A 12222-nucleotide genomic window follows, 5' to 3' on the forward strand; every position below is an offset into this window, starting at 1 on the left:
CAGTACTACTGGTCAGCGCGCGTGCCGGCGTCGATCGAAGGAGCCCACCCGTGGACCATGCCAACCACACCCTGCTGCAGGCGGGGAGCCAGACCGCCATCAGCGACCGCATGCGCGAGCTGCTCGCCCGCGCGGCTCAGGACCATGTGTACGAGCAGCGTACCCAGGGCGCCGTGCTCGACGAGATCCGGCAGCGGCTCGAAGGCATGGAATGGCTGCTCCGCGAGGTCAGGGAACGCGAACTCGGCGGGCTCAGCGGCACGCTGGAGACGGTCAGCGGACGGTTGGAGCACCTCGCGGGCAAGCCGCCCGCGTGGGCCGAGGGACTCGCCCGGCACGTGGACGTGGTCCGCGAGCAGGTGGACACCGTCAAGCTGCACATCGACGGCGTCCGGGGCGGCGTGGACGGCCTGCGCGGCGGCATCGACGGCCTGCACGCGGTCCTCGACAGCACCCGGGGCATCGCCGCCCAGATGACCGAGTTCACCGGGCGGCTGGCGCAGCTGCAGGCGAGCATGGAGGCCGCGGCCGGGCGGTTCTCGCGGCTGGACAAGGCGGTCGCGGAGCTCACCCTGCGCGGCGAGCGCCTGGAGGGCGGGGTGCTCGACCTCTCCGAGAGCCTCACCGCCGCCGTCGAGCAGTCCGCCGGGCGCGTCGATGAGGTCTACAGCCGGGTCGAGAGCCTGGAGGCCCACCTGGACGACCGGTTCGGCAGCCTCGACCGGCGGCTCGACACGCTGGACGGCCGCGTCGAGAGCACCGACGAGTGCCTGGGGGACATCGACGCGCGGCTCGCCGGGCTCGACGGCCGCCTCGCCGCCGTCGACGCGCGCGTCGGCTGCCAGGACGACCGCTTCACCGCGCTCGAGGAACGCATGCTGGCGATCGAGAGCCGCATGCTGGGCGTGGACAACCGGCTCGCCGTCGCCGACACCCGCTCCGAACAGGTCAACGAGCGCCTCGACCTCATCGACGACCACGTCGAGGCGGTCAACCAGCGCATCGGGCAGCTTCCCGCCACCCTCGACCTCGGCGAGCTGCGCACCCTGCTCCTGCAGGCCGTCACCGACCTGCGGGCCGGCCAGGCCGAGCGGTTCGACGCCGTGGAGAAACGGCTCGCCGGCACGGCCGCGCACCTGGTCCCCCTCCTGGAGGCCGTCAACGCGCGCCCCGACCGGGAGGAGTTCACCGCCGCCGTCACCCGCCGGCTGGGCGCGCTTGAGGAGACCATGCTGGCCCTCGCCGAGGCGCTGCTGCGTCCCACCCGCAACGGCAAGGACTGACCCCGTCGTCGTCGGTCGTCAGACGCGGACGGACGTCACCGGCAGCGAGGAGTCGGCCGGGATCTCCAGGGACGACGGCGGCAGTCCCGCGATCGCCAGCTCCGCGCCGAGGGCCGCGACCATGGCGCCGTTGTCGGTGCACAGGCCCGGGCGGGGGACGCGCAGGCGTACGCCCGCGGCGTCGCAGCGCTCCTGCGCCAGGGCGCGCAGCCGGGAGTTCGCCGCCACGCCGCCGCCGATGAGCAGGTCCTTGACGTCGTAGCGCGCGCAGGCCTGCAGCGCCTTGCGGGTGAGCACGTCGACGACCGACTCCTGGAAGGAGGCCGCCACGTCGGCGACCGGCACCGGCTCGCCGTTCACCTCGCGCGCCTCCACCCACCGGGCCACCGCCGTCTTCAGGCCGGAGAAGGAGAAGTCCAAGGTGCCGTCGTCGTACTTGCCGCGCGGGAAGGCGATCGCCGCGCCCGAGCCGGAGCCGGCGGCGCGGTCGATGTGCGGGCCGCCCGGGAACGGCAGGCCCAGCACCCGGGCCACCTTGTCGAACGCCTCGCCCGCCGCGTCGTCGACCGTCGAGCCGAGCGAGATGACCTCCCGCGCCACGTCGGTGACGAGCAGCAGCGAGGAGTGCCCGCCGGAGACCAGCAGCGCCACGCAGGGCTTGGGCAGCGGGCCGTGTTCGAGCTGGTCGACGGCGACGTGGGCGGCGAGGTGGTTGACGCCGTACAGCGGCACGCCCAGGCCCATCGCGTACGCCTTCGCGGCGGCGACGCCCACCAGCAGCGCCCCGGCGAGGCCCGGACCGGCGGTGACCGCGACGGCGTCGATGTCGGAGAACGTCACCCCGGCCCGGGCGAGCGCCCGCTCGACCGTGGGCGTCATCGCCTCCAGGTGGGCGCGCGAGGCGACCTCGGGCACCACGCCGCCGAACCGGGCGTGCTCGTCCACGCTGGAGGCGACCGCGTCGGCCAGCAGCGTGTGACCGCGTACCAGACCCACGCCGGTCTCGTCGCAGGAGGTCTCGATGCCCAGCACCAGGGGGGCGTCACCCATCGTCAGCAAGCCTTCTGTTCGTCGTCGAGCCGTTCCTCGTCGAGCTGCTGTCGAGCTGCTCGCCCGAGGCGTCATCGGAGCTTCTTCATCATCGTGTAGGCGTCGGTGCCGTCGTCGTAGTAGCGGCGGCGCACGCCGATGCGTTCGAAACCGAACCGTTCGTACATCGCCTGGGCGGGCGGGTTGTCCGCGCGCACCTCAAGGAAGACGCACTCGGCGCCGCGCCGTACCGCCTCCTCGATCAGCTCCGACAGCAGCGCGCGGCCGATGCCCGTGCGCCGCCGCTCCGCGCGCACCGCGATCGTCTGCACGTCGGCCTGGTCGCCGGCGGCGGCGAGGCCCGCGTAGGCGACGATCTCGCCGTCGGCGACGGCGACGAGGTAGTGCCGGGTGCGCGGCTGGTCGGCGAGCTCGCCGCGCATCATGCCCTCGCTCCAGGCGTCGAGCGGGAAGGTCTCCCGCTCCAGCCGCATCACCTCGGGGATGTCCTCGACCGTCATCTGCCGGATGATGTAGGGCCCCGGGGCGGATTCGGTCACGCGGTCACCTTCTTCGCCGGGCCGGGCACTCGGGCGTCGGGGCGGCGCAGATAGATCGGGTGCGGGGGGTCGAAGGGTGCCCCCGCGGCGAGCCGCCCGGCGGCCAGCGCGGCGAGGGCCGCGCCCGACGGGTACACGGGGCCGATAATCCGCTCGGGGCCGATGATCTCGGCGTACAGGCGCCCGCCCGCGCCCGCGACCGGCAGGTCGGGCGGCAGCGCGCCGGGGCGGTCCACGGCCGGGCCGCCGATCCGGGCGCCCGTCTCGTCGTAGGACGCCCAGAACACCTCCTTGCGCCGCGCGTCCGTCGCCACCAGGAACGGGCCGGCTACCTCGGTCGCGTAGGCGACCACGTCCAGCGTGCAGACGCCGTACGCCGGGGCACCGGTGGTGGAGGACAGCGCCTGCGCCGTCATCAGGCCGACCCGCAGACCCGTGTACGGCCCCGGCCCGGAGCCGGAGACGATCGCCGTGACGTCCCGCAGGGAAACGCCGGCGTCGCTCAGCACCGCCTCGATCGTGGGCACGAGCAGCTCGCCGTGCCGCCGCGCGTCCACGGTCGTGCGCTCCGCCAGGACGCGGTCGCCGTCATGGACGGCGGCGGTTACCGCAGGCGTCGCGGTGTCAAAGGCCAAGACCAGCACAAACCTAAATCCTAGCTGTATTCAATGCGACGCTAGCGCGTCGCGGCGAGGGGGCTCAGAACCCGGCGTCTTCCCTCCTCACTCCGGAGCCCCTGCGGGCCTCCTGCGTTCGTCAGTCCAGACACCGGCGCCCCCTCGCGGGTTCAATGCGACGCTAGCGCGTCGCGGCGAGGGGGCTCAGAACCCGGTGGTGGGCTACGTGATCAGGGAGGCGTAGACGATGATGTTGTCGCGGTACTGGTGCTGGGACCAGTCGAAGGTGCCGCCGCAGGTGACCAGGCGCAGGCCGTCCTCCAGGTAGACGCGTTCGGCGGGGAAGCGGTTTTTGGGGATCTGCTCGACTTTGTCGACGCGGTATCGGGCGACCTTGCCGTCGCTGCGCGTGACCTTGACCACGGCGCCCTTGCGGACCTCGCGGAGCCGGTAGAAGACGGCGGCGGCCTTCTTGGTGTCGACGTGGCCGATGATGACCGAGGCGCCGCGCTCCCCCGGGACGACGCTGTTCTTGTACCAGCCGGCCATCTGCGGCTTCTCGTACGGCGGCAGCTCGACGTCGCCCTCCTTGGTGAGGCCGAGCTTCATCAGCGGCGCGTCGAGCTTCAGCGACGGGATGTCGATGCGCTGCGGCGTCACGGCGGCGACGCGGGCCGACGCGATCTCCTCCTTCTTCTCCTGCCCGTCACGGCCGACGATGGCGTACAGAACGGTGCCCGTGAGCACACCGGCCACGACGACGCGTTTCCACTGGGTCATCGCGCCCGGCGGCGGACCAACATGACGCCGGCGCAGATCACGGCCGCGGCGGCCAGCCCGGTGACCGGCAGCGGGATGCCGGAGTCCTCGGCCGGGCCGCCCGCGGCGGTGCCGCCGCCGCCCGCGTGCGGGGCCCGGGTCGGGATCGTGGTACGGGTGCGGGTCGGGGTGGAGCGCGGCCGGGCGGTGATGGTCAGGCGGGCGGTGCCGGTGTCGTTGGTGCCCTCACATCTGACCTCGACGTTGTATGTGCCGGGCCTGGCGTCGGCGCTCAGCAGGGCGAAGCCGCGCACCTCGGGGGTGGCGGGGGTGGCGCCATCGCCGTTCGCCGACGGGGTGACGGTGGGCTGGGCCAGCGTGACGACGCCGGTGAAGGCGCTCGACCGCGCGGTCGCCCGGTATTCGGTGCCGCCCTGCGGGAACGGGCAGAACGCCCGGATCCGGATGGACTTGGTGGTGCCGCCGGTGGTCCTCGCCGGGTTCAGCTCGACCCGGACCGGCTGGCGGCTCGCCGGGGCCGTGGCCGTGGCCGCCGGGGTGGAGCTCGGGGAGGTCGACTGGGCCTCCGCCGTACAGGCGGCGGTGCCGAGCAGACCCAGCGTTCCCGCCAACGCGACTTGACCGATCTTGCGCACGCCGCACACTCCCGCCTCGCCGTTGACCCGACCGCCCGATCACGTTACCTGCTGCTGACCGTCATACCCCGAAAATATAGACCAACCCCCTTGAGGCGATCTTCCATGCGAGTAATCCGGACTAGATCAGACGGCGATCAGGACGCGCGGGACCAGCGGGGGCCGACCCCGGTGATGGTGACCAGGCGCTCGTCGCCCGACTCGCCGGGCGCGATGTCGATCTCCAGGCGGTCCTCGTTGAGCGCCTCGACGAGGTCCTCCCCCCACTCCACGACCGTCACCGACTCCTCCAGGGACGCGTCGAGGTCGAGGTCGTCGACCTCCAGCCGCCCGCCGAGGCGGTAGGCGTCCACGTGGACCAGGTCGGGGCCGTCGCACAGCGACGGGTGCACGCGGGCGATCACGAACGTCGGCGAGGTGATCGGGCCGCGCACCTTGAGCCCCTCGGCGATGCCCTGCACCAGGGTGGTCTTGCCCGCGCCGAGCGGCCCCGACAGCACCACCAGGTCGCCGGGCCGCAGCCGGGTGGCGAGCTCGGCGCCGAGCTCGCGCATCTCCTCGGCGGTGCGCGCCCTCCTCACCGGTTCTCCCCCTGCACCCGCTTGAGCAGGTCGCGCAGCGCGTCGTTGACCACCTGGGGCCGCTCCATCTGCACCAGGTGGGAGGTGCCCGCCACCACCTCCAGATGGGCCGAGGGCACCACCTCCGCGATCGCGCGGCTGTGGTCCGGCGGGGTCAGCCAGTCCTTGTCCCCCACGATGATCGAGGTCGGCACCTTGTCCAGCACGTCCAGCGCGGACAGCTTGTCGTGGGCCATCAGCGCCGGGTAGAAGTCGGCGATCACGTCGGTCGGCGTCGAGCGGATCATCGTGTCGACGAAGTCGACGAGCGTGGGGCTGACGTTGCGCGAGTCGCCGAACCCGAACAGGCGCATCGCCAGGAACGACACGTCGCTGCCGACCTGCCGGCCGCGATCCACCAGGGCGGCCCGGCGGCCGAGCGCGGCGACGGCCTGCGGGGCCACCCGGTGCACGGCCTTGGCCACCAGGGCGGGCAGGCCCAGCGTCACCTCCGCCAGCCTCCCGGCCGAGGTGGAGATCAGCGCGACCCCCTGGATCCGGTCGCCGAACAGCTCCGGATACCGCTCCGCGAGCGCCATCACGGTCATGCCGCCCATGGAGTGGCCGACCAGCACGCACGGGCCCGGCACCTGGGCGTCGAGCACGTCGCGCAGGTCGTCGCCGAGCCGGTCGATGGTGCGGTCGGTGACGCCGTCGCGCTGGGACCGGCCGTGGCAGCGCTGGTCCCACAGCACGAGCCGGTACGCGTCGCGCAGGTCGCGGCGCTGATAGTGCCAGGAGTCCAGATTGAGCGTGTAGCCGTGGCACAGCACCACGGTCAGCGGCGCGTCCTGCGGCCCGTCGAGCTCCACGTGCAGCCGCACGCCGTCGGAGGCGGTGACGTTCACCTCCTGCCCGCGCAGCTCGCCGAACGGCTCGCTCGCCTCGGGGTCGGGACGCAGGCGAATGCGCCCGACGGCGTACCTTTTGGCCAGAGCCGCCGTCGCCACACCCGCCGAAGCGGCTCCGACGACGGCCCCCGCGATCCCGACCCTTCGCCGCCTGCTCACGGACCCTCCTTACCGCACACCCTCATGCCGGTAGACGCGCGGCACGCGCGCACCGATCCTCGTCACGATCTCATGGCTGATCGTGCCGAGGGAATCCGCCCACTCCTGAGCGGTCGGCTCGCCGTCGTCCCCCGGCCCGAACAGGATGACCTCGTCACCCGCCGCGACCGGATCGTCACCCAGGTCGATCACGAACTGGTCCATGCAGACCCGCCCGGCGACCCGCCGTCTGCGGCCCGCCGCGAGCACGTGCCCACGATTGGACAGTCCACGCATCACGCCGTCGGCGTACCCCAGGGGAACCAGGCCGAGCGTGGTCTCGCGATCGGTGACGTACAGGTGGCCGTAGGAGACGCCGGACCCGGCCGGCACCCGCTTGACCAGGGCGAGGCGCGCGACGAGCGTCATCGCCGGGCGCAGCCCGAAGTCGCCCGCCTCGGGGATCGGGCTCAGGCCGTAGACGGCGATTCCCGGACGCACCATGTCATAGCGCGCCTCCGGCAGGGTGATGGTCGCGGCCGAGTTGGCGATGTGGCGGATCACGTGGGAACCGGCCGCGCCGAGCTTGTCGGCGAGGTTGAGCGCCTCATCGAACGCCGCGAGTTGCGCGGCGATCGAGGGGTGGCCGGGGATGTCGGCGCACGCGAAGTGCGACCACAGGCCGACGATCTCGACGACGCCCCCGGCCTGCGCGGCGAGCGCGCGATCCAGCAGGGCCGGCCACAGCGCCAGCGGCGCGCCGCCGCGCGAGATGCCGGTGTCGGCCTTCAGGTGCACCCGAGCCGTCCGGCCGGTACGGCGGGCCGCCTCCGCGATCCGGTCAAGGATCCCCGGATCGCCCGCCGACAGCTCCACGTCACGCTCGACCGCCTCGTCCAGCGGCTCGCCCGGCGTGAGGATCCACGACAGGATCGGGGCGGTGATCCCGGCCGCGCGCAGCGTGAGCGCCTCGCTCACCAGCGCGGTGCCGAGCCGGGTCGCGCCCGCCGCCAGGCAGGCGCGGGCGCAGGGAACGATCCCGTGGCCGTACCCGTCCGCCTTGACCGCCGCCATCACCTCGGCGCCGGCGGCGTGCCCGCGCAGCACGGAGATGTTGTGGGCGATCGCCGCGAGATCCACACGGGCCTCGGCGGGGGCAGCAGCGCTCATTCCTCCATTTTGGCAGGTGAATCGAGTGCACGCCGCGCTTCGGGCAGGGCGTCGGGCAGGTCCTGCGCCGAGATCGGCGTCATACCGGCCACGCGCGCCGCCAGACCGTGCAGGTACGCCGCGCAGGATCCCGCCTCGTAACAGGTGAGGCCGCCCGCGAGCAACGCGCCCGCCAGGCCGGAGAGCACGTCGCCGGTGCCGCCGGTGGCGAGCCAGGGGGTGCCGGTGCCGTTGACGCGGACCGGTCGGCCGGTCTCGGCGACGAGCGTGGTCGAGCCCTTCAGCAGCACCGTCACGCCCAGGTCGGCGGCGGCCAGCCGGACGTGCTCCAGGCGGCTCGCCTCGATGCGCTCGCGCGGCACGCCGATCAGCCGGGACAGCTCGCCCGCGTGCGGGGTGATCAGCAGGTTGGGGCGCAGCAGCGACCGGTCGGCGGCGAGCAGGGTGAGCCCGTCGGCGTCGAGGACCGTCGGCAGGCCGGTGTCGAGCACGGCCTCGGCGAGCGCGTGCGCCCGGTCGTCGGTGCCCATGCCCGGGCCGAGCACCCATGCCTGCACCCGGCCCATGCTCTCGACGCCCGCGCGGGCGTCCCCGTCCCCCTCAAGGATCGTGGTGTCAAGGATCGTGGTGACGGCCTCGGGCCAGCGGGCGCGCACGAGCTCCACCGGCTCGCGAGCGCTGGCGAACCGCACCATTCCGGCCCCGCCCCGTACGGCCCCGCCCACCGCGAGCACGGCCGCCCCGGTGTAGCGGGCGCTGCCCGCGACCACCCCGACCACGCCTCTGCGGTACTTGTCGGACTCGGGGCCCGGCCGGGGCAGCCGCGCGGCCACGTCGGCGGCGGTGAGCGCGGTCACGTCCGGGTCGGGCAGGTGGGGGCCGATGCCGATGTCGATCACTTCGAGCGTGCCGACGTGGCTCGCCCCGGGGTCGATGAGCAGGCCGGTCTTGCACGCCCCGAAGGTGACGGTCAGGTGCGCGCGCACGGCCGCGCCCTCGACGCGCCCGGTGCTCGCGTCCACGCCGCTCGGCACGTCCACGGCGACGACCGTGGCGTCCGCGCCGTTCGCCAGCTCCGTCAGCCCCGCGTACGGCTCGCGCAGCGCCCCCGCCGCGCCGATGCCGACGAGCCCGTCCACGATCAGGTCGGCCGCGGCGACGGCCCGCCCGGCGTGCTCGGCGTGCCCGGCGTGCTCGATGACCCGGCCCCCCGCCGCCCGCAGCGCCGCCAGGCCGCCCTGGTGGGCGCGCGACCCGGCCAGGATCGCCTCGACGCGGGCTCCCCGGCGGGCCAGGCGGGCCCCGGCGTACAGGGCGTCGCCGCCGTTGTCGCCGCTGCCGATCAGCAGCGTGACGCGCGAGCCGTACACGCGCCCGAGCGCCCGGGCGCAGACCACGGCGAGCGCGGTCGCGGCGCGCTGCATGAGCGTGCCCTCGGGAAGCCGCGCCATCAGCGCGTGCTCGGCGGAGCGGATCTGGTCGGCGGTGTAGGCGGTGCGCACCCTGCCGAATTTAATCGCGCGGGCCGCCTTCCGCGATCACATACGCGATCGCCACACCGCCGTCGTGGCTGAGCGACAAGTGCCAGCGGGCGACGCCCAACTCGGCCGCGACCTCGGCGGCGCGGCCGAGGACGCGCAGGCTCGGCGGTCCCCCGGTCTCCCGGCACACCTCGGCCTCCCGGTGGGCCAGTCCGGGCGGCGCGCCGAGCGCCTTGGCGACGGCCTCCTTGGCGGCGAACCGCGCGGCGAGCGACGCCACGGGCAGGTCGCGCTCGGCGGGCGTGAACAGCCGCTCCCGCAGGGCGGGGGTGCGTTCGAGCGCGGAGGCGAACCGCGCCACGTCCACCACGTCCACGCCGATCCCCACGATCATCGGCTTCCCACGGTCATCGGCATCTCACGGGCATCGGCATCTCACGGGCATCGGCATCTCACGGGCATCGGCATCTCACGGGCATCGGCATCTCACGGGCATCGGCTTTTGCGGTCATCGGCTTTGAGGTCATCGGCACGGTCAGAAGCCCCCGCGCTCCCACGGCCCCCAGATCGCGAACGACATACCCTGCGTCGACTGCACGTTCACGAACAGCGTGTGCCCGTCCGGGCTGAACACGGAGCCGGCGAACTCGGCCCCCGGGTCGCCCTCGACCGGCTCAAGGCGGGCGAAGTCGAAGATCTGGCCGGTCGTGGTGAGGCCGCGCAGGTAGTTGTCGCCGTCGCCGTCCTCGCACAGCACCAGCGTGCCGCGCCGGCTGGTGGTGACGTTGTCGGGCAGGTCCAGCGTCCGCGACGACGGCGACTGGTACACCAGCCGCAGCCGACCGGCCGCGCAGTCGAAGGCGAAGATCTGCCCGCGCCCGTCGCCGAACCCGGACGGCGCGTCGTCCCCGGTGGCGCGCGGCCCGCCCTGGGTGGAGACGAAGTAGACCGTGCCGTCGTGGTAGACCGCGCCCTCAAGCCGGGAGAAGATCGCCGCGCCCTTGGCCCGGCCCTGCCGCCCGACCGCCTGGATCGCCTCGTCGTTGGACGGCCTGCCGGTGAAGGTCGGGTCGGGGTCGTCGATGTCCACCCAGGTCACCTTCCACGAGGCGTCCGCGCGCTGGGCCTTGGCCAGGTTCGCGCGCGGGCTGCCCGCGACGGCGAGCATCTGCAGCCTGCCGCCGTCGAGGATGCGGCCCACCCGCTGCGGGTCCTGCGGCGGCAGGTAGCGGTAGAAGCCGGAGGGGAAGTTGAAGTTGTCCTCGGTGAGGTAGATCGCCCGGGTGATCGGGTCGTAGGCGGCGGACTCGTGCGCGAACCGCCCGGCCGAGCGGATGGGCCGGGCCGACGCCGCCCCCCGGATCGGCACCTCGAAGATGTAGCCGTGCTTGCGGGTGAGCCTGCCGTTGTCCCCGCCGGTGTGGTCGTTCCCCACGTCGGGGCCGTTGACGGTCTCCTCGCAGCTCACCCAGGAGCCCCACGGCATCATGCCGCCCGAGCAGTTCATCTGGGTGCCGGTCAGGCTGGGGTAGGACCGCTTGACCTCGCCGAAGCGGGTCACCTCCAGGGTGGCCGTGCCGCCGCCCGCCGCCGGGTCGTACGCCTTCCTCCGGTCGCCGAACGCGCCGACCGGGCCGTTGATCTCGTGGTTGCGCACCAGGATCACCCGGCCGTCCGGGCCGGGGAAGGCGCCCATGCCGTCGTGCCTGCCGGGCGTGACGCCGCCGGAGGTGAACCGGGAGCCGACCGGGTTGAACGAACGATAGGAGAAGCCCTCGGGCAGATGCAGGCGCACCGCGCCGTCGCGCCGGTCCTTGACCGGTTTCAGCGAGCCGTACCCGCCGCCCGGCCGCCGCTCCCCGCGCATGCCGACGGCCGCGGCGCCGCTGAACGGCCCGCATCCGGACAACGCCGCCCCGGCGACGGTGACGCCATGGGCGAGGAAGTGGCGTCGCTCCATGTGCGCTCCCGAGAATTTTTCACTAGGACCGAATTCACTCTAGGGCGATTCACTCTAGGGCGGCGGGTATGCCCCCACGAGCCGATTGCCGATTCAGCCCTGCCGGTAGGCTCAGCGAACATGGCCAACGCTTGGGATGGGGCGCCCGCGCCGTACGTCGAACTGAATCGCGATCAGTGGCGCCAGCTCCGCAAGAGCACCCCGCTCACGCTCGACCAGCGGGAGCTGGAGGAGCTGCGGGGGGTCGAGGATCCCATCGACCTCGACGAGGTCACCGATATCTACCTTCCCCTGAGCCGGCTGCTCAACCTGCACTTCACGGGGGCGCGCGAGCGCGGCGCCACGGTGAGCGCCTTCCTGGGCGAGCAGGCCGCGCCGCCGCCGTACATCCTCGGCATCGCGGGCAGCGTCGCGGTCGGCAAGTCGACGACGGCGCGGCTGCTGCGCGCGCTGCTGGCCCGCTGGCCCGAGCATCCGCGGGTGGAGCTGGTGACCACCGACAGCTTCCTGTACCCCAACGAGGTGCTGGAGGAGCGGGGGATCATGCACCGCAAGGGCTTCCCGGAGAGCTATGACCGGCGCGCCCTGGTGCGGTTCGTGGCCTCGGTCAAGGCCGGGGTGCCGGAGGTCGTCGCGCCCGTCTACAGCCATTTGGAGTACGACATCGTGCCCGGCGCGCGGCAGACGATCAGCCGGCCGGACATCCTCATCGTCGAGGGGCTCAACGTGCTGCAGCCCGCGCCGCCGACCGCGCTCGCGGTGAACGACTTCTTCGACTTCTCGATCTACGTGGACGCGCGGGTGGAGGACATCCGGGAGTGGTACGTGGCGCGGTTCCACCGGCTGCGGCGCACGGCCTTCGCCGATCCGAAGTCCTATTTCCGGTTCCTCAGTGACTTGTCCGAGGAGGAGGCGACCGCCTTCGCCAGGGACGTCTGGCGGGACGTCAACGAGCGCAACCTCGTGGAGAACATCGCGCCCACCCGCGCCCGCGCCCTGCTCGTGCTGCGCAAGGGGCCCGACCACTCGGTCCAGCGGGTACGGCTGCGCCGTACCTAGGCCCTGCCCCCTCCCCTTGGGGAGGAGACCGGGCTCGTC

At 73.3% G+C, this 12222-nt stretch carries 13 protein-coding genes; 2 read left to right on the forward strand and 11 right to left on the reverse strand.

Annotated features, from left to right (window positions below; genetic code table 11):
* Positions 1–50: 50 nt before the first annotated feature.
* Positions 51–1283 carry a hypothetical protein gene (locus tag AB0K60_RS34130; protein WP_364064777.1) on the forward strand — a complete coding sequence of 411 codons (1233 nt, stop codon included), beginning with the start codon at positions 51–53 and terminating at the stop codon, positions 1281–1283.
* An 18-nt stretch (positions 1284–1301) separates the two neighbouring features.
* On the opposite strand, the gene tsaD is transcribed toward AB0K60_RS34130, so the two are convergent.
* The 11 genes from tsaD to AB0K60_RS34185 all read right to left on the reverse strand — a co-directional run bounded on the left by tsaD (position 1302) and on the right by AB0K60_RS34185 (position 11124).
* On the reverse strand, positions 1302–2333 hold the full coding sequence (tsaD, locus tag AB0K60_RS34135) for a tRNA (adenosine(37)-N6)-threonylcarbamoyltransferase complex transferase subunit TsaD (RefSeq protein WP_364064779.1): 1032 nt from the start codon (positions 2331–2333) through the stop codon (positions 1302–1304).
* 71 nt (positions 2334–2404) lie between these two features.
* Positions 2405–2833 (reverse strand): ribosomal protein S18-alanine N-acetyltransferase, encoded by a 429-nt coding sequence (gene rimI, locus AB0K60_RS34140; protein WP_364064926.1) that lies wholly within the window; start codon positions 2831–2833, stop codon positions 2405–2407.
* A gap of 35 nt (positions 2834–2868) precedes the next feature.
* Complete coding sequence (tsaB, locus tag AB0K60_RS34145; protein ID WP_364064781.1) at positions 2869–3516, reverse strand: tRNA (adenosine(37)-N6)-threonylcarbamoyltransferase complex dimerization subunit type 1 TsaB; 648 nt, start codon at positions 3514–3516, stop codon at positions 2869–2871.
* 195 nt (positions 3517–3711) lie between these two features.
* The gene (locus tag AB0K60_RS34150; RefSeq protein ID WP_364064783.1) at positions 3712–4269 is read right to left on the reverse strand and encodes a class F sortase; all 558 of its coding nucleotides are present in this window, start codon (positions 4267–4269) and stop codon (positions 3712–3714) included.
* The gene (locus AB0K60_RS34155; protein WP_364064786.1) at positions 4266–4904 is read right to left on the reverse strand and encodes a hypothetical protein; all 639 of its coding nucleotides are present in this window, start codon (positions 4902–4904) and stop codon (positions 4266–4268) included. The genes AB0K60_RS34150 and AB0K60_RS34155 overlap by 4 nt, the downstream gene beginning before the upstream one ends.
* A gap of 137 nt (positions 4905–5041) precedes the next feature.
* A complete protein-coding gene (gene tsaE / locus AB0K60_RS34160) occupies positions 5042–5458 on the reverse strand; it encodes a tRNA (adenosine(37)-N6)-threonylcarbamoyltransferase complex ATPase subunit type 1 TsaE (RefSeq protein ID WP_364064929.1) in 417 nt (138 codons plus the stop codon).
* A gap of 23 nt (positions 5459–5481) precedes the next feature.
* Positions 5482–6534, reverse strand: coding sequence for an alpha/beta hydrolase (locus AB0K60_RS34165; RefSeq protein WP_364064788.1), 1053 nt, complete (start codon positions 6532–6534; stop codon positions 5482–5484).
* A 9-nt stretch (positions 6535–6543) separates the two neighbouring features.
* Positions 6544–7683, reverse strand: coding sequence for an alanine racemase (gene alr, locus AB0K60_RS34170; RefSeq protein WP_364064791.1), 1140 nt, complete (start codon positions 7681–7683; stop codon positions 6544–6546).
* Complete coding sequence (locus AB0K60_RS34175) at positions 7680–9185, reverse strand: NAD(P)H-hydrate dehydratase (protein ID WP_364064793.1); 1506 nt, start codon at positions 9183–9185, stop codon at positions 7680–7682. The genes alr and AB0K60_RS34175 overlap by 4 nt, the downstream gene beginning before the upstream one ends.
* Positions 9186–9195: 10 nt before the next feature.
* On the reverse strand, positions 9196–9558 hold the full coding sequence (locus tag AB0K60_RS34180) for a holo-ACP synthase (RefSeq protein WP_364064795.1): 363 nt from the start codon (positions 9556–9558) through the stop codon (positions 9196–9198).
* 141 nt (positions 9559–9699) lie between these two features.
* On the reverse strand, positions 9700–11124 hold the full coding sequence (locus AB0K60_RS34185; RefSeq protein ID WP_364064798.1) for an alkaline phosphatase PhoX: 1425 nt from the start codon (positions 11122–11124) through the stop codon (positions 9700–9702).
* 120 nt (positions 11125–11244) lie between these two features.
* On the opposite strand from AB0K60_RS34185, the gene coaA reads away from it, so the two are divergent.
* Positions 11245–12183 (forward strand): type I pantothenate kinase, encoded by a 939-nt coding sequence (coaA, locus tag AB0K60_RS34190; protein ID WP_364064800.1) that lies wholly within the window; start codon positions 11245–11247, stop codon positions 12181–12183.
* The last annotated feature ends 39 nt before the right edge of the window (positions 12184–12222 follow it).

Source organism: Thermopolyspora sp. NPDC052614 (assembly GCF_040678635.1).
GTDB lineage: Bacteria > Actinomycetota > Actinomycetes > Streptosporangiales > Streptosporangiaceae > Thermopolyspora.